This is a genomic window from Duganella sp. Root1480D1 (genome assembly GCF_001427305.1).
Classification (GTDB): domain Bacteria; phylum Pseudomonadota; class Gammaproteobacteria; order Burkholderiales; family Burkholderiaceae_D; genus Rugamonas.
This window is the reverse complement of the sequence record NZ_LMFZ01000001.1, coordinates 268247-289594: the sequence shown is the minus strand read 5'-3', so window position 1 is coordinate 289594 and position 21348 is coordinate 268247. Positions and strand designations below refer to the sequence as shown.

Below are 21348 nucleotides of genomic sequence, written 5' to 3'. Positions count from 1 at the left end.
GAGATCCCTATGTACACGGGCGGCTGTTTTTGCGGCGCAGTGCAGTATGAAGCCGATGCGCCGGCGTTGGTGAGCACCTGGTGCCATTGTTCGATGTGCCGCCGACTGTCCGGCGCCCCCAGCGTGGCCTGGTTCAGCGTGCTGCGTTCCCAGTTCCGATATGTGCGCGGCAAGCCCGCCACCTACCATTCCAGTCCCGGCGTGACGCGCGAATTCTGCGGCACCTGCGGCACCCACCTCACCTTTGCCGACGACAGTTCGCCCGCGGACATGGATATCACCACCTCCAGCCTGGACGATCCCGAGGCACTGCCGCCGCAAGACCACACCTTCGCCGAAAACCGCCTGCATTGGGAGCCGATCTGCGACGACCTGCCGCGCTACCGCCGTACCCGTCGTGACGGCGCCCTCGAACGCGCCTAGTCGCGCCACAGTGCGAAACGTCAGACCTAGCTGGTGCGGCGAAAGCCTTCTTCAAGCACGAAGAATTGTGGGCTCCGCGATGCCAGCGGGCCTCGAAGCTTTTCGATCTCCGCTTCTGGAGCGTGGATTTCCAGCCTGACGATCCGTGAGATCTTCAATGCCTGGCCAATCAATTCAGCAACGTTCTCACGATGTGCGAGCAGGGCGGCGGCGTCTACATATCCCTCGCGACAGTGGGCGGTATTGCCGCTGAATGAGAAAGCGTAGTGCATGCAGCCTGGCTCCGTGCGCGTCCTGGCGACGAGCTTCTGCGTGAGACCTTTGAAGGCGTCAAGCTGCCCGTCCTCGATTTCGAAGTACGGTACGAAGGTGCAGCAGGTGTCAGGTACGAACATTCTTGTCTCCACTGGTTTTGGTGGAATAAAAGGAAAGCCTCAACTGGACGCAGTCGTTACCATTCACAATCCATCGCGCTGGACCATGTTCGGATAACTTAGCGAAGTTCAGGCTGACGTGAAACTGATATTACGGGGCTTCGCTGGCAACAAAAAACGAGCAGCCACTGCACATGTTGACGATGCGGCCATCAAATGGACTGTCAGCCGAAGTGCAAACGCCATAATCGAGAAAAGCCGCATCGCCATCGATGCGCACCATGGAAACACAATCACTACAATGACCCACAAGTCCCGCCGAGCTGGGAATCCCCCAGCGCTGCGTAGTGCGCTGGGCATGTTCAAACTTCATGTCAACTTCTTGCGAAAGGCCGATTGCTTCGCCATCACCGAAATAGACTGTACCTCTGTCACAGTCTATCCATGCCGCCCCTGGAAGTCGCACGCTCCACTCGGAAATGTCAGTGCACATGGCCGCTGAAATGAGGCGCTGGTCGTTTGAGAACTCAATAACGAGTTCTGGCACCCGGCCCTCAATCGCTATGCTTTTTATCGTAGCGCCGAGAAGCCCATCCAGGCAGTCATCAATCTGCGGGCGACTATTCGAACTGCCGTAGAGGACCCTGCAACCTTGCTCAACGCGCCACTCCCAACCGATATAGATCGTTACTTCACCGTTTTGGCGGCGCTGCTTGGAACGGCTCAAGGGAGCCAGCTTGCCTAGCTCAAGGAAAATTGCCGAGCCATGACCTTTCCATGGCAGCGACACCGGCAGATCGAAAATGCTTCGAAGGAGCTTATTTGCATCGGCAAGGGTGATTGATGAACGTGTCATTCACTTATTTCGAAAATTCTGAATCTTTGACTTGAGCGACGTCGAGTTCATTTTTCAAAGCGCTTCATGTCGATAAGTTCGAAGTCGCCCATTCTCCGGAAAGTCGGAGCGAAAGTTTCCCATTGCTCCTTCGTCGTGCCCGCGATCGAGACCACAGCGATATCCATGCCGCTGCTGCCCCAGAAGAGGGAATAGAGAATGTGGTGTGGGCCTTCTACGGTTTCGAGACAGATGCGGGTGAACAGCCCCTGATCCGTTTCGTCGCAACTGTGAAGGACTTGGGCGCTCTTCTTCTTTGTCGCCACAAAATCGGTGATGAATTCCTTGGCGGTCTTGCCCGTGTGTTCTTTGACGCCAACAAAGGTCTGGACGCGGACTCCAGTCGTATACGGGCGATTACCGGCAATGTCTTCCCGCGAGAGTGTCCACATATACATTGGACCGCGATGGCCCTCGGTATAGAACCAGGATTTCGGACGCATAATCTTGCCGCCCGTAGGCTCAAGAACCTGCGTGACGAACTCCGTTGGCGCAGGCTCGGCGAAAGCCGGCATGCCAAGGGTAAGCGTGGTGAGTGCAAGCAGGATTTTGGAGCAGCTTAGACGGATTGCCATTTCTTGATTTCCATTTGTACTTCAGATGCGTCGTTAAGCGTCGCCTCAATTTCGCTATCGGCTGTAGACGCGGCGTTTTCCAGGATGTGCTTGAATTTCTGCGCGAGGCGCGCGGCCCGCACTTTAAGCTCGCGCGGCGCATTCTCCGCCAACGCAGTTTCAGTCAACGCTTCGACAGAACCACAAATTCGATGGAACGAATAAATGAACCGGCCGATTCGTTCATAGTCCTGCGCCATTGCTCCCCCTTTCAGCTGCAGGCCGCGGCCCGCGTCAGCAATAGCTGGCGCTCCTGCTCATTCTGTGTAAGCGCCGCGGCGCGCTCGAATTCAAAGCGCGCTTCGGGCAGGCGTTTAAGCTTGAACAGGAAGTCGCCCCGCACGCTTGGCAGCAGGTGATACTGCTTGAGCGCCGGTTCATCCACCAGTTGGTCCACCAGCTCAAGGCCTACTGCCGGCCCATAAGCCATGGCCAGCGCCACTGCGCGGTTCAGTTCCACCACCGGCGACGGCGCGCGCGTCGCCAGCGCCAGGTACAGGTCGGCGATTTGCTGCCAGTCGGTGTCTTCGGGCCGGCGCGCACGGGCGTGGCAGGAAGCGATAGCCGCCTGCAGCACATAAGGGCCCGGCACGCGATTCAGGGCCTGCGCGCGCTGCAGCGCCGCCAGCCCGCGCCGGATCAGCATCTGGTCCCAGCGTGTGCGGTCCTGCTCCAGCAGCAGCACCGGCTTACCCTCGGCATCGGTACGGGCGCGCGAGCGCGAAGACTGGATTTCCATCAGCGCCACCAGGCCATGCACTTCGGGTTCGCCGGGCACCAGCTCGGCCAGGATGCGGCCCAGGCGTAACGCCTCATTGCACAGGGCAGGGCGCATCAGGTCAGCGCCCGCGCTGGCGGAATAACCTTCGTTGTAGACCAGGTAGATCACTTGCAGCACAGCGGCCAGCCGTTCTTCCAGCTCGGCGCCGCGCGGCACTTCGAACGGCACCTTGGCGTCGCCCAGCGTGCGCTTGGCACGCACAATGCGCTGAGCCACGGTCGCTTCGGAGGCCAGGAAGGCGCGCGCGATTTCGTCGGTGCTCAGGCCGCCCAGCAGGCGCAGGGTCAGCGCCACGCGCGCCTCCATGGTCAGCACCGGGTGGCAGGAGATGAAGATCAGGCGCAGCAAGTCGTCGCCGATATTGTCGTCCAGCTCGCGCTCCAGGTCCGGCGCAGCATCCTGCAGCAAGCCTTCGATTTCGTAAGTCAGCTCCGGTTCTTTTTCGTGTACCAGCTTCTGGTGGCGCAGGTAGTCGAGTGCCTTGTTCTTTGCCGCCTGCATCAGCCAGGCAGCCGGGCGATCGGGCGTGCCGTTCTCCGGCCAGGTTTCGAGCGCGCTGACCAGGGCATCCTGCGCCATTTCTTCGGCCAGCGCGACGTCGCGCAGCATGCGTGTCAGGACCGCGATGATCTTTGCTTCTTCAATGCGCCAGACGGCGTCGATGGCGCGGTGGATGCTGTTGTCGTTCATGCAGCTACTTTACCACCATGGCACTGGCTGCGTGATAAACTCGGCAACTTTTCCAATAATGTATCGGGCGATGAAGAAGAACGTAGCGACAATCCGTGATGTGGCGGCCGCCGCGGGGGTATCCACCGCCACGGTTTCCAAGTTCGTCAACGGCGCGCAGCGCTTCTCGCCCGCGGTCGAAGCGCGCCTGACCAGCGTCATCGAGGAATTGGGCTATCGCTCCAATCCAATGGCGCAATCGATGATCACCGGCCGCACCAAGGCGATCGGCCTGTCGGTGCTCGACATCACCAATCCCCATTACGCCAGCGTGGTGAAAGGCGCCAACCGCGTAGCCCAGGCGCACGGCTATACCTTGCTGTTGGTCGATACGGAAGAAACCCCGGAACGCGAACGCCAGCTGCTGGAAGCCTTGAGCCGGCGCGTGGATGGCATGATCGTCTACTCCCGCACTCCCGAGGAGGAGTTGAGCTGGCTGCTGGCTCTGGACCGCCCGTCGGTTTTCTTCGGCCGCCCCGATGTTATCGAGCTGCCTTCGGTGGCCAGCGACGACCAGCTTGGCGCCTTCATGGTCACGCGCCATTTGCTGGCACAAGGCCATAAGCGGGTCGGCTATTTGGGTTTTTCCAACTCGCGCCGAAACCCCGAACGCATGGCCGGCGTGCGCGAAGCGCTGGCCGCGCAAGGCCTGGAGTTGGCTGTGTTCGAAGCCGAGGCACCAACCTCGAGCGCAGGCGAGAAGCAGTGCTCCTCGATCATGCTGGGCCGCCAGCCGCTCGACGCGCTGGTCTGCTTTAACGACTTGCTGGCATTGGGCTTCATGAAAGCCGCACAAACGCTGGGCTTTCGCGTGCCGGAAGATATTTCCGTGGTCGGCTTTGACAATATCCAGTTCGGCAATTTCGCCTCGCCGGCCCTCACCAGCGTGGACCTGAACAGCGAGCAAATGGGGGCAGCGGCGATGGAAAAACTCCTGGCCTCCATCGAGGGACATGCAGTCGAGCCGCTCACGGTGGTCAACGCGCAGCTCGTGCTGCGCGCCTCCACCGCGACGCGCTCTTAAAGTGCGACCTTGCGCAGTTCTACTTCCATATCGCCCGGATTAGGGTAGGGATAGGACTTGACCCAGGCGATCACGTCGTCGCGCGTGGCCGCATCCACTGCCCAATAACCGGCGATCAGTTCCTTTACCTCGGCGAAAGGGCCGTCCGTGATGAAGGGCTTGCCGCCGCTGAACTTGACGCGCGCACCGCGGGCGGTGGACTTCAAGCCTTCGCCCGACAGCGCAACGCCGGCCGCAATGCCGGCATTGTTGGCACGGTTCATGATGTCGATCACCACCGCCGGCGGCTCGAAGTCCTGCTCCGCCACGGCATCGGAGCGCAGCAGGATGGCCCAGGCGGCGTGCCTGGGTGCCTCGCCGGTGTCGAAGCCTACGCAGCCGCCGGGGCAGCCAGCTTCGCGCACTTCCACCACGGCGTTGCCTTCGGCGTCGGCCGACGGCCAGCGCGCGGCCAGTTCGCTGGCGGCGCGGCGGTCTTGGGCCTCGATGAAGGTGAAGCCGGCCACGCTCACATCCTGGAACGGGCCTTCTTCATACAGCCACTGGCCGTCGCGGCGGCGCATGCGCAAGCCGCCGTCGGCGCTGGAGCGCAGCCATTTGGCACCCGGCACGGCCTGTACCAGTTCAGCGGATGGGAAGTTGTCCGATTCCGATGTGGCGTCGGCCTTCCGAATAACCATGTACTGCATTGAAGTCTCCTTTAAACGGGCGCTGCGATCTTGCTGGCGATGCGCGCTTCCTGTTCCCGCAGTTCAGGCGTGAATTCGGCGCCGAAATCCTCGGCCTCGAACACCTGGCGGATTTCGATATCCGAGTCGCTTTCCATCGGATTGGGGCAGCGCTTGACCCATTCGATGGCTTCAGCCAGCGACTTTACCTGAATCAGCCAGAAGCCGGCAATCAGCTCCTTGGTTTCCTGGAACGGACCGTCGATCACGGTGCGTTTGCTGCCCGAGAAGTGCACGCGGGCGCCGCGCGAACTGGGGTGCAAGCCTTCGCCAGCCAGCAGCACGCCGGCATTGACCAGTTCTTCGTTGAACTTGCCCATGGCTTCGAGCAGTTCAGTCTTCGGCATCTTGCCGGCTTCGGAATCCGGGGTGGCTTTTACGATGAGCATGAATCGCATGGTGTCGGCCTCCTTAAGCTTTGCACTCGGGCATTTTGCTCATCATTTCCTTCATCCCTTCCTGCATCTGCTCGGGCGTCAGGTCGCGCTTGTGGGTGGCGATCGACCAGCTATGGCCGAACGGGTCCACCAGCACGCCATAACGGTCGCCCCAGAACATGTCTTCCGGCGGCATCTTGGCGGTGCCGCCGGCGTCGATGGCCCGCTTGTAGGCGGCGTCGACGTCTTCCACGTAGATGTGCAGGGTGACCGGCGTGCCCTTGTAGTGTTTCGGGCCGAAGCAGCCGCCTTCGGGGAAGTCGTCGACCAGCATGATGTTCGAGTCGCCGATGCGGATCTGGGCGTGCATGATCTTGCCGCCCGGCCCAGGCATGCGGGAATTCTCCACCGCGTTGAAAGCTTTCTTGTAGTAATCGATAGCGGCTGCGGCGCCCTCGCAAACCAAGTGAGGGGTCACAGTGCGCATGCCTTCTGGTATCGCTTTGACAGTCATGGTCATTCTCCATTCGTTGTTGAGGAAAGAGGACACTTTTTGCGGCCTCCATATTCCCACGACGAACGGGGATGCGCCAGATCGACACGATTACAAAAGATTCTTTTGAGCCAGCCATTCAGCGTTGAACAGGCGGGCGGCATAAGTCGCGCCGCGGTCGCACAGCAGGGTGACGATGGTGTGGCCGGGGCCCATCTGCTTTGCCAGCGCCGCCGCCGCAGCGACGTTGATGCCGCTCGATCCGCCCACATACAAGCCTTCTTCGCGCAGCAGGCGGTAGACCATGTCCACGCAAGCCTTGTCGTCGATGCGCAGCGCGTCGTCGATCGGCGTGCCTTGCAGGTTGGCGGTAATGCGGCTGTTGCCGATACCTTCTGAAATGGAACTGCCTTCGCTCTTCAATTCGCCGTGCTTGATCCAGTTGTAGAGGGCGCTGCCGCAAGGGTCGGCCAGCACAATGTTGACGTCCGGCTTCTGCTCCTTCAGGTAGCGCGCCACGCCGGCCAGGGTGCCGCCGGTGCCGGTGGCGCAGGTGAAGGCGTCGATACGGCCGCGTGTGTCGTGCCAGATTTCGGGGCCGGTTGTTTCGTAATGGGCGTGGCGGTTGGCCAGGTTGTCGAATTGCTGGGCCCAGATGGCGTTGGGCAACTCTTGCGCCAGGCGGCCGGCGACTTTCTGGTAATTGTTGTCGTCGGCGTAGGGCACCGCCTTGACCGGGCGCACTTCGGCGCCCAGCGTGCGCAGGATGGCGAATTTTTCTTCGGATTGGGTGTCGGGGATGACGATCACGCACTTGTAGCCGCGCGCGGCGCACAGGTGGGCCAGGCCGATGCCGGTATTGCCGGCCGTGCCTTCGACTACGGTGCCGCCGGGTTGCAGGCGGCCGGAGCGTTCGGCGTCGAGGATGATGGCGAGGGCGGCGCGGTCTTTGACGGATCCGCCGGGGTTCATGAACTCAGCTTTGGCCAAGATGTCGCAGCCGGTCTCGGCCGAAAGGCGGGCGAGGCGGATCAGGGGAGTGTGGCCGATGGTGTCGGCGAAGCCGTGGCGGATGGTCATGGCTTCAATTTAGTCTAAAACCGGTAGGGCGGGGTCTGACCCGCAGGGTCAGACCCCCAACGGTTTCACGGCCTCGGGGGGGGGCTAAGCGTTGACTTTCGAAAACGATCAAAGGCGCACAACCATAAGCCCTAACGGCTGAACAGACAGGGTCTAAAGCGCGCGCAGGGAGATAGTGAACTTCAGCCCCCCACCTTCCCGATTGGAAACCTCCAGCTCCGCCTCATGCCGCGACAGCACCCGATCCACAATCGCCAGCCCCAGCCCAGCCCCATTCGCCTGTCCGCGCGCCGTATCCAGCCGCGTGAACGGCTTGAGCAATTGCGCAATCTGCCCCTCCGGCACGCCCACGCCATGATCCTGCACTTCAACGATCACCCGCTTGGCCGTATGCATCCCCCGCACCGAGCATTTGATATCAATCTCGGTCACATCCGAATCCGGCGTCTTGCCATAGCGCCGCGCATTCTCGACCAGGTTGGCGATCACCCGCTTCAGGTCGGTCGCATTGCCCAGCACATGCGCATGTTCCGGCAGCTCAGCCGTAACCTTCACGTCAGGATGGCGTCCCGCCTCATGCGTACAATCGGCCAGCAGCGCCGCCATATCCACATTGATAAAGCTCGAAGCCTCGGTCGGCTTGGCGTAATCGAGGAACTGGGCAATGATCGCATCCATTTGCGCAATATCTGACTGCATGCCTTCGCGCGCTTCCTGCGACAGGTTGGCCATCTCCACCTCGAGTTGCATGCGCGCCAGCGGCGTGCGCAAATCGTGGGAAATGCCGGCCAGGATCACCGCGCGGTCGGACTCGACCTGTTGCAAGTCGTCCACCATCTGGTTGAAGCTGCGGTTGGCCTGGCGCACCTCCTGCGGCCCGACTTCAGGCAAGGGCTCAGGTTGGCGGCCCTGGGCAATCTCGCGCGCGGCAGCCGTCAAGCGCTTCAGCGGCAGGTTGATGAGGCTGGAAATCAGCGCCGCGCCAAGCAGCGACACCACCGCCACCACGCCAGCCCAGCCCAGCCATTCGACCGGACCCGGCAGTCGTTCGCGCTCCAGCATCAGCCAATAGCGGTCGTCGGCAATCTTGAAGCTGACCCAGTAGCCGGGCACGCCATTGACTTCGGAGGAAAAGCGCGTATCGGCGCCCAGCTTGGCACGCACCAGGGACTGGATGTCGGCCATCAGACCCGAGCTGGGCGGCGGCGCCACCTCGTCGTCGTCCTCCATGGTGAACACGCGGATGCCTTCGTTCGACACCAGTTCGAACAGCAGCTCGCGCCGCAAATCGGTCGCCGAGTGGGTCAGGGCGGCGCGGGTAATGGTCACGACGGACACCACCTGGGCGGCAGTCTGCTGCGCCAGGGGCTCGCGCTGGACGTAGTTGACCATGCCGAACCAGGCCGACATGGAAAGCGTGGTCAGCACGCTCAGCAATAGGAAAGTGCGCCAGAACAGGCCGCTGGTCAGCGACGCCGGGCGCGGCAGGCGGAATTTCATCGACAGCCCGAAATCAGCGTGGCTGGCCCTCAGGGATGAAGACGTAACCCAGGCCCCACACCGTCTGGATGTACAGCGGGCTGGACGGGTCCGGCTCGATCAGCTTGCGTAGGCGCGAAATCTGCACGTCCAGGCTGCGGTCGAACACTTCGTACTCGCGGCCGCGCGCCAGTTCCATCAGCTTCTCGCGCGACAGCGGCTGGCGCGCATGGCGCGCAAACACTTTCAGCACCGAGAATTCGCCGGTGGTCAGCGGGACTGTCTCGCCGTTTTTCTTCAGTGTGCGGGTGCCCAGGTCCAGCACGAACTGGCCGAACTCGAATGTTTGCGGGTGCTCGGAAGGCGCGCCCGGGATTTCGTCCGGCTGCTTGCGGCGCAGCACGGCGCCGATGCGGGCCACCAGCTCGCGCGGGTTGAACGGCTTCGGCAGGTAATCGTCGGCACCCATTTCCAGGCCCACGATGCGGTCCACGTCCTCGCCCTTGGCGGTCAGCATGATGATCGGGGTCTGGTCGCCGGCGCCGCGCAGGCGGCGGCAGATCGACAGGCCGTCTTCGCCGGGCAGCATGAGGTCCAGCACCAGCAGGTCATAGCGCTCGCGCAGCCACAGCTTGTTCATGGCGGTGGCGTTTTCGGCGGTGACAACGTTGAAGCCTTGCTCGGTCAGGTAGCGGCGCAGCAGGTCGCGCAGGCGGACGTCATCGTCCACCACCATGATCTTGGCCTGGTGGCCTTGCTGGCCGCCGGGCGCGGCTGGAGGGGTAGTGGTGGTATTCATAGGAAGGATTGATCTTGTTGAATTGTCAGATGCATGTCGCTATGGTAACGTCATATTGATGGCCGGTGCCATACCGGTGAAAACTCATTACATTTTCTTACAAACTTTACCCAGTCGCTCTTACCATAGGAAGTTGGAGCGCATACACTGCGGGCATGGATACGGCAAGTACGACGAGGACGGCGATGAAACTTGGTGCGAAAACAGGATTGGGCAAAGCGGCTGTGGCGCTGTGTGCCGGCCTGTGCTGCACCTTGATGGCCAGCGCGCAAGCGCAGTCGGACCAGCGTAACCGTCAGCAAGAACGCCGCGAAGCGCCGCCGCGCGATTTCCGCGACAACCGCATGAACGACGCCCGCGATGTGCGCTATCCACGCCAGTATGAAGGACGGATGGACGATGCGCCACGCATGGTGGACGACCGGGACAACGCAGATTCGCGCCGCATGGGTGGCCGCATGACCCCCGACGAACGCCGCGACCTGCGCCGCCAGATCAATGAAGCGGGCCAGCAAGTGTATTCCCTGCCGCGCAGGCGCTGATTTTGTGACGTTTACGTAACGCCAGGAAAACTTTAGGCCCCAAAACCTCCGGAATTTGATGTTTTGCGTGTAATATTGATTGCCCGCAAGACAACGCGCCCCGGCGCGCCCATGATCAGGGCACTGGAGGAGGAGCTTTGTCCCAAATTGCACAACAGGAGAGCGCCGGCAGCTTGCCGGCCGGCGTAGTCCAGCGGCCCGATGGGGTCTACCTGGACGTGCGCCTGCTCGCGCCTGAACTGGTCGCAGCGGTCGACGCCCTGTTCCGCAGCGGCTACGTACTGCGCGGCGTCGACTATCCCGTGTTGGCGCGCGCCCTGTACGGCGTCGGCCCGGAACTGGCGCCCGATCCCGCGCTGCAGGTGCGCATCGGCGACCGCCTGGAGCCATTTCCTGCCGAGCGCAAGCCGCTGTACCGCAACGTCAAGATCCGTGACGGCGAGGCGGAATACTTCTTTGAACCGATCTACCTGCCGGCCGAGGAGCTGTCGGACGGCACCTTGCTGCCCGAACGCCAGGCGCAGCTCGATTTCGACGAATTCGTGGCAGATATGTGGCTGAAGAACGTGCGCTTCGGCATCCAGGTGGCGGCGGTGCGCGCCGCGCTGGCTGCGCCAAAGGGCGAACGCGTGGCTGCGGCCCTCGACCTGGAACCGACGCCGGCCCAGGATGCGCGCGTGGTCGAAGTGGCGTCGGAACTGCACCGCAGCGATGCGCCGCGCCAGCGTGCCGACGGCACCGTCGACCTGACCAGCTTCCAGAACCGCTTCCCGCAGATCAAGCAGGGCATGCGTTTGCTGCAAAAGCTGCCCGGCGTGCCTGGCGAGCCGGGCCGCAATATCGCCGGCCAGCCGCTGGCTGCGCTGGCGCCGAACGATGTGGATTTCGGCCGCTTTGCCGGCGAAGGCACGGTCATTGCGCGCGAACCCGATGGCGAATTCCTGGTGGCGGCGCGCGAAGGCTTCCTGAACGTAGACCCGAAAAGCGGGCAGGTGGCGCTGAGCGACAAGATCATCAGCCGCGAAGGCGTTTCCGGCCGTACTACGGGCAACCTGGAGTTGATGGGCGCCTTCGAAGAATTCGGCGACGTGCAGGAACTGCGCGACGTGAACGGCAGCGACATCACGGTGCACGGCGACGTGTTCGGCAATATCAATTCCAGCGGCGGCACCATTGTCCTGGGCCGCAACCTGGTGGGCGGCCGCGCCATCAATGCCAAGGGCGATATCCGCATCGAAGGCGTGGCCTCCGGCGCCACCATCCAGACCGCCAGCGGCACGGTCACCATTACCGGGCGTGCCGAAAGCTGCGTGATCAGCGCGCCCAAAGTGGTGATTGCGGAAGCGTCCAACTGCGAGATCTTTGCCGACGAAGTGAACATGGAGCTGGCCGTCGGCTGCGCCGTCGCCGGCCGCAGCGTGATGGTGGAAAGCGCCGGCCCGCGCAAGAGCAGCGAGATGTTCGTCTATGTGGTGGTGAAAGACGTGGCGGGCCACGACGCCGAGCTGGAGGCACTGCAGAAGCAGGTTGCCGTCCATGAGGCGGAGATTGCCGCCTGGCGCGCCGAACATGACCGCCTGAACGCCATGGCCGAAGTGCGCAGCTACCTGACGCTGGCCGAAAAACTGCGCAAGGGAGAAATCCATTTGACCCCGGCCCAGGTGCCGCACCTGAAAAAAGTGGCTGGCGCCGTGGCGCCCCACATCAAGCAGATCGGCCAGCTGCTGCAGTCGATCAAGGTGGCCGAAGAAGCCATCGCCGGCGCGCGCACCCGGCGCGACGAACTGGAAGCGCTGAAGCGCGATGCCGCCGCCCGCTCCTCGGTGCGGGTCAGCATGGTCGACGGCGAAGTGCTGGTGCGCACTTTGCCGCTGGGGGAGGCGGTCGCCGCCAATTTCATGGCGCAGCCCAAGGATTACAAAGCCCTGCTGCGCGGGCCACGGCTGGACAGCCTGGCCATCTTCGCCGGCTCCAGCGGCAGCGTGAACTGGCATGGCGCTGCCCGGGCCGAGGCGAGCGTAGCGTAGTGGGCCGATAGCCGTACAATGGCGCAAGAAGATAACCGGGGAGACATGGTGCCTGCAGACGTTGCCTCGGCCGCCGCGGCGGCTGGCGATCTGCCATCGTCGCTGGTGCAGCGCACCGATGGCGTCTATTTCAAAGCGGAAGCCCCGGCGGCGATGCTGCAGGCGGCCGCCAACCAGGTATTCCTGTCCGGCGCCTGCTTCCGTGGGCTTGATTACGGCGTCTTTATCCGGGCACTGTTTGGCGTCGGTCCCGACCTGCCGGAAGGGATGGCGGGCCAGCCCCTGTGGCGCTTTGCCGACGACATCGTGCCATTCTCCAGCGGGCGGCGCGACTTGTACAAGTCGGTGCGCATCGTCGGCGGCGAGGCGGAATACTATTTCGAACCCGTGTTTGTGGAAGTGGAAGGCCAGGCGCCGGTGCCGGCCCACCTCGACTTTGGCGAATTCGTGGCCGACCTGTGGACCAAAGGGATTCGCTTCGGCATCGATGCGCCGGTGGTGCGCGAGGCGATTGCGAGCGGCAAGGTGGCGCGCCTGATCGTGGCGCGCAAGCTGCCGCCGGTGCCGGGCCGCGACGCCGCCATCGTGGAAGTCTCGGAGAGCATCCACCGCTCCAATGCGCCGCGCCTGCTGGCCAATGGCCGCTTCGACCTGCACAGCTTCCAGAACCGCTTCCCGCAAGTGAAAGCCCAGGTGCGCCTGTTGCGCCGCGAGCCGCCGCAGGCGGGCACGCGCGGCTTCGAGCTGTCCGGCATCGTGCTGGAACCGCCGGCGGCGCGCGACGTGGAATTGACCACGGTGGCGGGCGAGGGCACGCTGGTAGAGCATCACGACGGCGTCGACTACCTGGTGGCGTCGCGCGAAGGCTTCATCAACGTCGACAGCAAGAGCAAGCGCATTTCCATCGGGCCCAAGATCGTCAGCCGCGAAGGCGTCTCCGCGCGCACCACAGGCAACCTGAAACTGGACGGCGATTACGAGGAGTTCGGCGAAGTACAGGAGCAGCGCACGGTTGAAGGCGGCAATATCACCGTGCATGCTGACGTATTCGGCAATATCGTTTCGCGCGGCGGCACCATTGCGCTGCAAAAGAACCTGATGGGCGGCAGCGCCACCAATGCGGATGGCAATATCCGCGTGTCGGGCGTTGCGTCCGGCGCGCTGCTGCAGTCGAAAAAGGGCGAGGTGGTGCTGGGCAAGGCGCAGAACTGTGTGATTACCGGTGCGCGCGTGATCATCACCGAAGCTTACAACTGCGAGATCATGGCCGACGAAGTGCTGATCAAGCTGGCCGCAGGCTGCGCCATTGCCGCACGCCGCATCGAGATCGACAGCGCCGGCCCGCGCAAGCAGGCCGAAATGCAGCTCCATGTCATGGTTCCGGACACCAGCAAGTATGACGAAAAGCTGGCCGAATGTGCCGCTCGCGCGGCAAGGCACGAACAGCAGGCGCAGCGCTGCAAGGAACAGATGGACGCCATCACCGCCGACCAGGAGGTGCGCAACTACCTGCAACTGGCCAGCAAGGTGCGCAAGCAGGAAGTCACGCTGAACCAGGAACAGCTGGTGCTGTTCCAGAAAATGGCGCTGAAAGTCGGGCCTTCACTGAAGATGGTGGCGCGGCAGCAAGTGGCCATGAAAGAAGCTCAGGCCGCGCAGCAAAAGGAGCAGGAGCTGGGCGAGCATGTCTACAAGCAGAAGCTGATGGTGGTCGGCGGCGCGCGCTGCACCGTGCGCATGGTGGCGGGCGACATGGTGGTGCGCAAGCTGGTCTTCAATCCCGACCTGGGCCCGGCCTACCTGTTGCCGCCCAAGGAGGTCAAGCTGCGCGTGCGCGCCCCGCTGGGCACGCAGCAGCCGCTATTCGTCGGCAGCGGCGGCCAGTTCGACTGGAGCGGCAGCGCCGCTTAAATAGCCGCGTAGCAGGGCATGGCGCCCAGCGGCAGGTCGTGGAACAGGTTGTGTTCCGTATCGTTGATTTCGCCGTTGGCCTGCAGCATCCGGATCTTGGACAGGTAATCCCCCACCGCCAGCACGCGCGCCATCGGCGTGCGCGGCTCGCCCTTGCCAAAGGTCTGCTGTTCGCGGATTGCTTGCGTGATCGACGGCGGGAAGTTCCACGCTTCCGAAATCCCGGCTGAAATGGCAAGCGACTCGCCGGCCAGGCGGGCACGGAAGGTGGCCGAGCCCAGGTCGCCAGGCGTGGCACCCGCGTTGTCCATTACCGGCAAGGCAGTCAGCAAGCCGGAATTCATCACCAGCCCGGCCAGGAAAGCCTCAAATGGATCGACGCCGAATTCGGGCGCCAGCATGCGGCAGGCCACGGCGCTTTTCTCGGACTGCTCCCAGATGCGCGGCGCCAGCAGCTTGGTGTAATGGCCTGAATTCAGGTCGATGATGGGGCGGAAGGCGACCGTGGTGATCAACTGCCGCAGGCCTTCCTGCCCAACCACGATCACTGCGTGCTCGACGCTGTTGATGGTGGTGACGTCGCCGCTGTTCTGGATGGCGGCATTGGCCAGTCGCAGCACGGAACCCACCAGCACCAGGTCGTTCGAAATCTTGCGCGCGATGTCGGCGCCGGCAAAATGCTCGCTGCGCAGGCTTTGCAGCAGTTGCGGGATCACGCCCGGCATGCGGCGCAGCATGTCGGCGGCATTGTGGCCCGATTGCGCGGCCAGGATCAACTCGTGCAGCACGCGGCCCTCGGGCGCCGTGGTGTCGAGCGATTCGTCCTTGCGCAGGCCGAACAGCCAGCGCTGGAAGGCGGAGTTGACCAGGTCCTTCTGTTCGAAATCGGGACCGCCTTCAAGGGCGGGCGACAGCACGGGAATCGGCGCGGGCATTGGCGATGGCCGTGCCGGCGCGGCAGGGGCGGCCGGCTGCGGCCGGCTTTCAGGAGTGGCGAGCAATCGCTTCAGCCATTGGAACATGGGTGCTTTCCCAGCAATTGTTATGAAAGCATTGTAGCCCAGGCTGCAATCTTTGAGGATGGTCAAACTGCTTGCTGTTGCGTAACGGTACGATGGAACAGCGTATCACCGGAATCAGAGGAGCAATATGGAAGCCGACCTGCGACAGTACCTGACGTTCCGCCTGGGCGGCCTTGAATACGCGCTGGACTACCGCCGCGTGCAGGAGTTGCGTCCATTGAGTGCGCTCGAACGCATTGCGTCGGGCGGAGAAATCGTTGAAGGCGTGGCTTTGTCGCGCGGCGTCATCATGCCCATCGTCGACATGCGCGTGGCGTTCGGCCCGCGCCCGCCCGTGCATGATCCGCGCACCGACGTGATCATCCTGCAGCTTTCAACTTGCGTGATGGGGATGGTGACGGACGGCGTAACCGACCTGGTGTCGTTGCCGGCCAGTGCGGTCCACCCCCTGCCGCATGTGGGCGAGGAGGTGGATTATTTGCTGGGGATGGGACAGCTCGGCGAGCGCCGGCTGATCATGCTGGACATCGACCGCCTGATGGCGGCGCGCGGCGCAAAGCGCCCGCGTCAGGCGGCCAGTGCTTCGAGCTGCTCCTGAAGCTCGAGCCACTCGCCTTCCAGTTGCTCCAGCTCCTTGCTGCATTCGACCTGGTCGGCCAGCAGCGTCTTCAGCTTCGGTTTGTTTTCCGCTTCGTAGATGGCCGGATCGGCCAGGGCGGCGTCGATCGTGGCTTTCTGTTCGCTGCGCTGGGCCATGGCGGCTTCCACCTTTTTCAGGCGGTTTTCGAGCGGCTTGCGCTGGGCCGACAGGCGCTGGCGCTGCTCGGCTTCAAGGCGCTTTTGTTCCTTGCGGTCGGCGGCCGACAGCGGGGCTTCTTCGGCCACGCCGGCACTGGCAGCGCTTGCATTGGAAGCCGGCGCCGCGGCGGCAGGCTTGGCCATCTTGGTTTGCAGCAGCCAATCCTTGTATTCGTCGAGGTCGCCGTCGAACTCGCGCAAGCGGCCGTTTTCGACAATGATGAACTGCTCGGTGGTGGCGCGCAGCAGGTGACGGTCGTGGGAAACGACCAGCAGCGTGCCTTCGAATTGGGCCAGCGCATCGGTCAGCGCTTCGCGGGTTTCCAGGTCCAGGTGGTTGGTCGGTTCGTCCAGCAGCAGCAGGTTCGGGCGCTGCCACACGATCAGGGCCAGCGCCAGGCGCGCCTTTTCGCCGCCTGAGAACGGGGCGATCTTGCTGGTCACCATATCGCCTGGGAAGTTGAAGCTACCCAGGAAGTTGCGCAGCTCCTGCTCACGCACGGTCGGCGCCATCTTCTGCAGGTGCCACAGCGGCGATTCGTCATGGCGCAGCATCTCCACCTGGTGCTGGGCGAAGTAGCCAATCACCAGGCCTTTGCCGGTGGTGGCAGTTCCCGTCAGCGGGTCGATGTCGCCGGCGATGGTCTTGATCAGGGTCGACTTGCCGGCGCCGTTCACGCCCAGCAGGCCGATACGCTGGCCTTGTACCAGCGAGAACGTCACGCCGCGCACGATGGTCTTGTCGCCTTGCTCGGTGTGGTAGCCGCAGTTGACGTCTTCCATCACCAGCAGCGGATTGGGCGCGCTGACCGGGTCGCGGAATTCGAAACTGAATTCGGCGGCGGCACGCAGCGGCGCCAGTTCTTCCATCCTGGCCAGTTGCTTCATGCGGCTCTGCGCCTGGCGCGCTTTGGTGGCCTTGGCCTTGAAGCGGTCGATGAAGGATTGCAGGTGGGCGCGGGCGCGCTGCTGCTTCTCGATGGCGGAAGCTTGCAGCACTAGTTGCGCAGCGCGCTGGCGCTCGAAGCCGGAGTAGTTGCCCGAGTAGCGCTTCAGCTTGCGGTCGTCGATGTGGACGATCACGTTCACGATCTCGTCGAGGAAATCGCGGTCGTGGGAAATGATGATCAGGGTGCCGGGATAGCGCTTCAGCCAGTCTTCCAGCCAGATGATCGCGTCCAGGTCCAGGTGGTTGGTCGGTTCGTCAAGCAGCAGCAGGTCGGAAGGGCACATCAGCGCCTGCGCCAGGTTCAGGCGCATACGCCAGCCGCCGGAGAAGCTGGCCACTGGCTGCTGCATCTGTTCCAGCGAAAAGCCCAGGCCGAGCAGCAATTGCTCGGCGCGCGACTGCACGGTATAGGCGTCGGCGTCGGCCAGTTCGGTGTGGACGTGGGCGATCTCGATGCCGTGTTCGGGGGAATCCGGCAAGGCTTCAAGGCGCGCCAGTTCGGCCTGCAGTTGGCGCAAGTGGGCATCGCCGTCGATGGCGTAGTCGATAGCGGTGCGCGGCAGGGCAGGGGTTTCCTGCGCCACGTAAGCCATGCGCCAGCTCTTCGGGAAGCCGATGTCGCCCAGGTCCGGGTGCAGCTCATCGCGCAGCATCGCGAACAGGCTGGATTTGCCGGCGCCATTGGCGCCAATCAGGCCGATCTTGTCGCCTGGGTTCAGGGTCAGGTCGGCGTTTTCCAGCAGCGGCTTCAGGCCGCGCATCAGGCTGACGTTGGTGAAGCGGATCATTTTTCGTTGGTCGTTCTATTAAAACCGGTAAACCGGTGTCTGACCCGCAGGGTCAGACACCGTCTGTTCCGCAGTCCGCGGCCTCGGCGCACAGGTGTCTGACCCTGCGGGTCAGACACCGCACTATCGGTTTAGATTTTCAGTTGGTCAGCGGTGATCAGGAACACCATATCGTCGCCCTGGCTGGTGGTCAGCCAGGTCAGCCCCAGCTCCCCAAACGCCGCCTCGGCAAATTCCTTCTCATTGCCGATTTCAACGATCAGCAAGCCGTCGTCGGTCAAGCGCTCGGCCGCGCCGGCCACGATCTTGCGCACCAGGTCCATGCCGTCCGCGCCGCCATCCAGGGCGATCTGCGGCTCGTGCAGGTATTCTTTTGGCAGCTTGGCCATCGAAGAAGAATTCACATACGGCGGATTGGTGATGATCAGGTCATACTTCTTGCCAGCCGGGACGTTGGCATACAAATCCGACTGGATCAGGTTCACGCGGTCAGCAAGTTCGTACTTGTCGACGTTCTTGCGCGCCACTTCCAGCGCATCGCCGGAAATATCGACCGCATCCACTTGCGCGTCGGGGAAAGCATCCGCCATCATGATCGCCAGGCAACCGGAGCCGGTGCACAGTTCCAGGATATTCGACACATTCTCCGCATCGTTGACCCAAGGTGCGAAGTAGTTCGGGATGAGTTCCGCGATATACGAGCGCGGCACGATGGTGCGCTCGTCGACGTAGAAGTTATAAGTCCCCAGCCAGGCCTCGTTAGTGATGTAGGCAGCCGGCACGCGGTCATTGGCGCGGCGCTCGATCACGGCCAGCACTTCAGCGATTTCCTCAGGCTGTAGGCGCGCATCCATGAACGGCTCCAGTCGGTCCAGCGGCAGCGCCAGTGTATGCAGGGTCAGGTAAGCCGCTTCATCGTAAGCCTCGGCACTGCCGTGGCCGAAGAACAGCTTGGCCTTGTTGAAACGGGTGACTGCGTGGCGAATCAGGTCGCGCGGGGTGGTGTACAGGGTGGTATCCATAGTGTTCTTCTTAGCGCAGGAGGTTTTCCAGGGTGCGGCGGTAGATGTTCTTCAGCGGATCGATGAAGCGGATTTCGATGTGCTCGTCGATCTTGTGGATGCTGGCATTCGGGGGGCCAAATTCTATCACCTGGGGGCAGATCCGGGCGATGAAGCGCCCGTCGGAAGTGCCGCCGGTGGTCGACAGTTCGGTGTCGACGCCCGTTTCATCCTTGATGGCGTGGCACAGCGCTTCCGACAGCGTGCCGCGCGGGGTCAGGAAAGGCAGGCCGGACAAGATCCAGTCCAGCTGGTATTCCAGGCCGTGCTTGTCGAGGATGGCGTGCACGCGCTCGCGCAGGCTCTCGTGCGTGGACGCAGTCGAGAAACGGAAGTTGAAGTCGATGTGCAGGTCGCCCGGGATCACGTTGTTGGCGCCCGTGCCGGCCTTGATGTTCGACATCTGCCAGGAAGTCGGCAGGTAGTATTCATTGCCATGGTCCCAGACTTCCGCCACCAGGTCGGCCAGTGCCGGCGCAGCCAGGTGGATCGGATTCCTGGCCAGTTGCGGGTAGGCGATGTGGCCCTGCACACCCTTGATGGTCAGGCTGCCCGACAACGAACCGCGGCGGCCATTCTTGATCGTGTCGCCAAGGGTCTTGTCGGAAGTCGGCTCGCCGACGATGCAGTAATCGATGGTCTCGTTGCGCGCCTTCAGCTTCTCCACCACCTTGACGGTGCCGTCGGTTGCAGGGCCTTCCTCATCGGAGGTGATCAGGAATGCGATCGAACCTTTATGGCCAGGGTTCGCGGCAAGAAATTCTTCGCAGGCGACGACCATCGCCGCAATCGACGTCTTCATGTCGGCGGCGCCGCGGCCATACAGCTTGCCGTCGCGATGGGTAGGGTAGAACGGCTCGGACGACCACTTCTCGACCGGGCCGGTGGGCACCACGTCGGTGTGGCCGGCGAACACCAGCACCGGGCTTTCCGTGCCCTTGCGCGCCCACAGGTTGGTGACTTCGCCGGAGATGATGGTCTCGCAGTGGAAACCGAGCGGCTCCAGCCAGGATTTCAAATGGTCCTGGCAGCCCTTGTCGTCTGGCGTGACAGACTCGCGGCCCAGCAGCTTCTCGGTCAGGTCGAGGGTACGGGATGCGCTCATGCTGCGAAGATTTCCTGGTACATGGCGTCGTTGAAGCCGACGTGTGCTTTCGGGCCTGCACCCACCAGCACCGGGCGCTTGATCACGGACGGGTTTTCCAGCATCAGTGCGACAGCGGCATCGGCGCCGGTGATGGCGGCCTTGCGCTCGTCGGGCAGGGCGCGCCAGGTGGTGCCTTTCTTATTGACCAGCAATTCCCAGTCCAGGGTTTTCAGCCAGGTGCGCACGGTGGCTTCGTCCAGCCCCTGTTTCTTGAAGTCGTGGAAGGAGAAGTCGTGCTGCTGGTCGGCCAGCCATACGCGGGCTTTCTTGACGGTGTCGCAGTTGGGGATGCCGTAGAGAATTATCATTGAGAAGTTGTGCTGGGGCCGCGCTGCGGCCGAAGGACAACATTATATCGTGGCACGGGCGTGACAAGCCGTGAACGTTTTGCTAATGTTTCCCAAAATCACCAATAGGATCTGCGGCATGACCATACCACCCAAGACCGAAGCGAAGATCGACTTATCGCACTCGAACTACCTGGAACGCCGTGCATTGGAAATGGCGCTGTCCCGCGCCGCATCCGATGCCGAACGCGCCGCCATCGAACGCCTGCTGGCGCTGCGCGACAAATTGCAGGTGGAGCGTGAGGCGCACGATCAACTGATGCTCGCCCGCCGCCATGCGCGCGGCGAGTTTTTCAGTGATGCCAAGGTCAAGGCCATCAATGCAATGGGCCAAAGCCGCAAGGAGATGGACAAGACGGTCAACGATTACTACGCGAAGCAGGATGGCGCGATGGGCGTGCTGAAGGCACATGGGCTGTCGCATTTCGGCGCGGTGATGGTGTCACAGCGCGGCAATATCAGCGCTTTCCCCGCCGACGTGGTCGATGACGTGCGCCAGATGCGCAAGCTGGAGGAAGCTTTTGCCGATGAATGGGTCGCTACCATTGGCGATCCCGCCTACAACGCCAAGCTGATGGAGCGCCGGCGCGAGGCGGCCAGGATGTTCCGCACCGCGAGCACGCCAATGTGGCTGGTTGCCCAGCCAGCATGCCCGCTGCAGCGCGACATGGACGCCGGTACCCTTGGCCGCGCCTGGAGCAAGCTCGAGTCGATCAGCGAGGAAGCCGGGCTTCCCTCCTTGTCCAAATACGTTGGTATCGACGGCCAGGCGGCGGAAGACGGCACGCCGGCGGCAGAAGTGCTGGCAGCTGTAGACGGGCTGCTGGCTGCGATCGGCCAGTCGACGAAAAAGCTGCCCGCCAGGAAAGCAACGCTGGCTGCACTGGAGGAAGTGCGCGCCATCCTGCAATGGGCGGACCAGCATCAGGCGCGCGTCTATTTTGACGTTGAGTTCTGAGC

Annotated in this window: 23 protein-coding genes; 7 read left to right on the top strand and 16 right to left on the bottom strand. The window is 62.8% G+C overall.

Annotated elements, in window-relative coordinates:
• The first annotated feature begins 9 nt into the window (after positions 1-9).
• Positions 10-423 carry a GFA family protein gene (locus ASD58_RS01485; RefSeq protein ID WP_057259327.1) on the top strand — a complete coding sequence of 138 codons (414 nt, stop codon included), beginning with the start codon at positions 10-12 and terminating at the stop codon, positions 421-423.
• 26 nt (positions 424-449) lie between these two features.
• Here ASD58_RS01485 and ASD58_RS01480 read toward each other — a convergent pair whose 3' ends face one another.
• From ASD58_RS01480 to ASD58_RS01460, 5 genes are all read right to left on the bottom strand, one after another.
• Positions 450-818 carry a putative quinol monooxygenase gene (locus ASD58_RS01480; RefSeq protein WP_057259326.1) on the bottom strand — a complete coding sequence of 123 codons (369 nt, stop codon included), beginning with the start codon at positions 816-818 and terminating at the stop codon, positions 450-452.
• A gap of 130 nt (positions 819-948) precedes the next feature.
• On the bottom strand, positions 949-1653 hold the full coding sequence (locus tag ASD58_RS01475) for a hypothetical protein (RefSeq protein ID WP_057259325.1): 705 nt from the start codon (positions 1651-1653) through the stop codon (positions 949-951).
• 47 nt (positions 1654-1700) lie between these two features.
• Complete coding sequence (locus ASD58_RS01470) at positions 1701-2267, bottom strand: hypothetical protein (protein WP_057259324.1); 567 nt, start codon at positions 2265-2267, stop codon at positions 1701-1703.
• Complete coding sequence (locus ASD58_RS01465) at positions 2252-2506, bottom strand: hypothetical protein (RefSeq protein WP_057259323.1); 255 nt, start codon at positions 2504-2506, stop codon at positions 2252-2254. The genes ASD58_RS01470 and ASD58_RS01465 overlap by 16 nt, the downstream gene beginning before the upstream one ends.
• 11 nt (positions 2507-2517) lie before the next feature.
• Positions 2518-3777 (bottom strand): RNA polymerase sigma factor, encoded by a 1260-nt coding sequence (locus ASD58_RS01460; protein WP_057259322.1) that lies wholly within the window; start codon positions 3775-3777, stop codon positions 2518-2520.
• Positions 3778-3847: 70 nt separating this feature from the next.
• Between ASD58_RS01460 and ASD58_RS01455 the strand changes: the two genes are divergently transcribed.
• Complete coding sequence (locus ASD58_RS01455; RefSeq protein ID WP_057259321.1) at positions 3848-4840, top strand: LacI family DNA-binding transcriptional regulator; 993 nt, start codon at positions 3848-3850, stop codon at positions 4838-4840.
• Here the strand turns inward: ASD58_RS01455 and ASD58_RS01450 are convergent.
• The 6 genes from ASD58_RS01450 to ompR all read right to left on the bottom strand — a co-directional run bounded on the left by ASD58_RS01450 (position 4837) and on the right by ompR (position 9796).
• Positions 4837-5529 carry a YciI family protein gene (locus ASD58_RS01450; protein ID WP_057259320.1) on the bottom strand — a complete coding sequence of 231 codons (693 nt, stop codon included), beginning with the start codon at positions 5527-5529 and terminating at the stop codon, positions 4837-4839. The genes ASD58_RS01455 and ASD58_RS01450 overlap by 4 nt on opposite strands.
• Before the next feature lie 11 nt (positions 5530-5540).
• The gene (locus tag ASD58_RS01445; protein WP_057259319.1) at positions 5541-5966 is read right to left on the bottom strand and encodes a YciI family protein; all 426 of its coding nucleotides are present in this window, start codon (positions 5964-5966) and stop codon (positions 5541-5543) included.
• A 13-nt stretch (positions 5967-5979) separates the two neighbouring features.
• Positions 5980-6465, bottom strand: a complete 486-nt coding sequence (locus tag ASD58_RS01440; protein ID WP_057259318.1) for a VOC family protein — start codon at positions 6463-6465, stop codon at positions 5980-5982.
• A gap of 84 nt (positions 6466-6549) precedes the next feature.
• Complete coding sequence (locus tag ASD58_RS01435) at positions 6550-7518, bottom strand: cysteine synthase A (protein ID WP_057259317.1); 969 nt, start codon at positions 7516-7518, stop codon at positions 6550-6552.
• A gap of 153 nt (positions 7519-7671) precedes the next feature.
• Positions 7672-9018, bottom strand: coding sequence for a sensor histidine kinase (locus ASD58_RS01430; RefSeq protein ID WP_057259316.1), 1347 nt, complete (start codon positions 9016-9018; stop codon positions 7672-7674).
• 13 nt (positions 9019-9031) lie between these two features.
• The gene (ompR, locus tag ASD58_RS01425) at positions 9032-9796 is read right to left on the bottom strand and encodes a two-component system response regulator OmpR (RefSeq protein WP_057259315.1); all 765 of its coding nucleotides are present in this window, start codon (positions 9794-9796) and stop codon (positions 9032-9034) included.
• 185 nt (positions 9797-9981) lie between these two features.
• Between ompR and ASD58_RS01420 the strand changes: the two genes are divergently transcribed.
• From ASD58_RS01420 to ASD58_RS01410, 3 genes are all read left to right on the top strand, one after another.
• Positions 9982-10338 (top strand): hypothetical protein, encoded by a 357-nt coding sequence (locus ASD58_RS01420; RefSeq protein WP_156401100.1) that lies wholly within the window; start codon positions 9982-9984, stop codon positions 10336-10338.
• A gap of 137 nt (positions 10339-10475) precedes the next feature.
• A complete protein-coding gene (locus ASD58_RS01415) occupies positions 10476-12365 on the top strand; it encodes a flagellar assembly protein A (protein WP_229209862.1) in 1890 nt (629 codons plus the stop codon).
• Positions 12366-12410: 45 nt separating this feature from the next.
• Positions 12411-14276, top strand: a complete 1866-nt coding sequence (locus ASD58_RS01410) for a flagellar assembly protein A (protein WP_057259313.1) — start codon at positions 12411-12413, stop codon at positions 14274-14276.
• Here the strand turns inward: ASD58_RS01410 and ASD58_RS01405 are convergent.
• Positions 14273-15298, bottom strand: a complete 1026-nt coding sequence (locus ASD58_RS01405) for an HDOD domain-containing protein (protein ID WP_057259312.1) — start codon at positions 15296-15298, stop codon at positions 14273-14275. The two genes, ASD58_RS01410 and ASD58_RS01405, sit on opposite strands and share 4 nt — an antisense overlap.
• 127 nt (positions 15299-15425) lie before the next feature.
• On the opposite strand from ASD58_RS01405, the gene ASD58_RS01400 reads away from it, so the two are divergent.
• Positions 15426-15896 carry a chemotaxis protein CheW gene (locus ASD58_RS01400; protein ID WP_057259311.1) on the top strand — a complete coding sequence of 157 codons (471 nt, stop codon included), beginning with the start codon at positions 15426-15428 and terminating at the stop codon, positions 15894-15896.
• Here ASD58_RS01400 and ASD58_RS01395 read toward each other — a convergent pair.
• The 4 genes from ASD58_RS01395 to ASD58_RS01380 all read right to left on the bottom strand — a co-directional run bounded on the left by ASD58_RS01395 (position 15866) and on the right by ASD58_RS01380 (position 20349).
• Positions 15866-17833 carry an ATP-binding cassette domain-containing protein gene (locus ASD58_RS01395; RefSeq protein WP_057259304.1) on the bottom strand — a complete coding sequence of 656 codons (1968 nt, stop codon included), beginning with the start codon at positions 17831-17833 and terminating at the stop codon, positions 15866-15868. The genes ASD58_RS01400 and ASD58_RS01395 overlap by 31 nt on opposite strands.
• Positions 17834-17964: 131 nt before the next feature.
• Positions 17965-18855 carry a 50S ribosomal protein L3 N(5)-glutamine methyltransferase gene (gene prmB / locus ASD58_RS01390; RefSeq protein ID WP_057259302.1) on the bottom strand — a complete coding sequence of 297 codons (891 nt, stop codon included), beginning with the start codon at positions 18853-18855 and terminating at the stop codon, positions 17965-17967.
• 10 nt (positions 18856-18865) lie between these two features.
• On the bottom strand, positions 18866-19999 hold the full coding sequence (dapE, locus tag ASD58_RS01385; protein WP_057259300.1) for a succinyl-diaminopimelate desuccinylase: 1134 nt from the start codon (positions 19997-19999) through the stop codon (positions 18866-18868).
• Positions 19996-20349: an ArsC family reductase gene (locus ASD58_RS01380; protein ID WP_057259298.1), complete on the bottom strand. Its 354-nt coding sequence runs from the start codon at positions 20347-20349 to the stop codon at positions 19996-19998. The genes dapE and ASD58_RS01380 overlap by 4 nt, the downstream gene beginning before the upstream one ends.
• Positions 20350-20467: 118 nt before the next feature.
• On the opposite strand from ASD58_RS01380, the gene ASD58_RS01375 reads away from it, so the two are divergent.
• On the top strand, positions 20468-21346 hold the full coding sequence (locus ASD58_RS01375) for a hypothetical protein (RefSeq protein WP_156401099.1): 879 nt from the start codon (positions 20468-20470) through the stop codon (positions 21344-21346).
• The last annotated feature ends 2 nt before the right edge of the window (positions 21347-21348 follow it).

What these genes read in the sequence shown, in the direction of transcription:
- ASD58_RS01485 (WP_057259327.1), top strand. Translation starts at nt 10, where the DNA reads ATGTACACGGGCGGCTGTTTTTGCGGCGCAGTGCAGTATGAAGCCGAT.
- ASD58_RS01480 (WP_057259326.1), bottom strand. Translation starts at nt 818, where the DNA reads ATGTTCGTACCTGACACCTGCTGCACCTTCGTACCGTACTTCGAAATC.
- ASD58_RS01475 (WP_057259325.1), bottom strand. Translation starts at nt 1,653, where the DNA reads ATGACACGTTCATCAATCACCCTTGCCGATGCAAATAAGCTCCTTCGA.
- ASD58_RS01470 (WP_057259324.1), bottom strand. Translation starts at nt 2,267, where the DNA reads ATGGCAATCCGTCTAAGCTGCTCCAAAATCCTGCTTGCACTCACCACG.
- ASD58_RS01465 (WP_057259323.1), bottom strand. Translation starts at nt 2,506, where the DNA reads ATGGCGCAGGACTATGAACGAATCGGCCGGTTCATTTATTCGTTCCAT.
- ASD58_RS01460 (WP_057259322.1), bottom strand. Translation starts at nt 3,777, where the DNA reads ATGAACGACAACAGCATCCACCGCGCCATCGACGCCGTCTGGCGCATT.
- ASD58_RS01455 (WP_057259321.1), top strand. Translation starts at nt 3,848, where the DNA reads ATGAAGAAGAACGTAGCGACAATCCGTGATGTGGCGGCCGCCGCGGGG.
- ASD58_RS01450 (WP_057259320.1), bottom strand. Translation starts at nt 5,529, where the DNA reads ATGCAGTACATGGTTATTCGGAAGGCCGACGCCACATCGGAATCGGAC.
- ASD58_RS01445 (WP_057259319.1), bottom strand. Translation starts at nt 5,966, where the DNA reads ATGCGATTCATGCTCATCGTAAAAGCCACCCCGGATTCCGAAGCCGGC.
- ASD58_RS01440 (WP_057259318.1), bottom strand. Translation starts at nt 6,465, where the DNA reads ATGACCATGACTGTCAAAGCGATACCAGAAGGCATGCGCACTGTGACC.
- ASD58_RS01435 (WP_057259317.1), bottom strand. Translation starts at nt 7,518, where the DNA reads ATGACCATCCGCCACGGCTTCGCCGACACCATCGGCCACACTCCCCTG.
- ASD58_RS01430 (WP_057259316.1), bottom strand. Translation starts at nt 9,018, where the DNA reads ATGAAATTCCGCCTGCCGCGCCCGGCGTCGCTGACCAGCGGCCTGTTC.
- ompR (WP_057259315.1), bottom strand. Translation starts at nt 9,796, where the DNA reads ATGAATACCACCACTACCCCTCCAGCCGCGCCCGGCGGCCAGCAAGGC.
- ASD58_RS01420 (WP_156401100.1), top strand. Translation starts at nt 9,982, where the DNA reads ATGAAACTTGGTGCGAAAACAGGATTGGGCAAAGCGGCTGTGGCGCTG.
- ASD58_RS01410 (WP_057259313.1), top strand. Translation starts at nt 12,411, where the DNA reads ATGGTGCCTGCAGACGTTGCCTCGGCCGCCGCGGCGGCTGGCGATCTG.
- ASD58_RS01405 (WP_057259312.1), bottom strand. Translation starts at nt 15,298, where the DNA reads ATGTTCCAATGGCTGAAGCGATTGCTCGCCACTCCTGAAAGCCGGCCG.
- ASD58_RS01400 (WP_057259311.1), top strand. Translation starts at nt 15,426, where the DNA reads ATGGAAGCCGACCTGCGACAGTACCTGACGTTCCGCCTGGGCGGCCTT.
- ASD58_RS01395 (WP_057259304.1), bottom strand. Translation starts at nt 17,833, where the DNA reads ATGATCCGCTTCACCAACGTCAGCCTGATGCGCGGCCTGAAGCCGCTG.
- prmB (WP_057259302.1), bottom strand. Translation starts at nt 18,855, where the DNA reads ATGGATACCACCCTGTACACCACCCCGCGCGACCTGATTCGCCACGCA.
- dapE (WP_057259300.1), bottom strand. Translation starts at nt 19,999, where the DNA reads ATGAGCGCATCCCGTACCCTCGACCTGACCGAGAAGCTGCTGGGCCGC.
- ASD58_RS01380 (WP_057259298.1), bottom strand. Translation starts at nt 20,349, where the DNA reads ATGATAATTCTCTACGGCATCCCCAACTGCGACACCGTCAAGAAAGCC.
- ASD58_RS01375 (WP_156401099.1), top strand. Translation starts at nt 20,468, where the DNA reads ATGACCATACCACCCAAGACCGAAGCGAAGATCGACTTATCGCACTCG.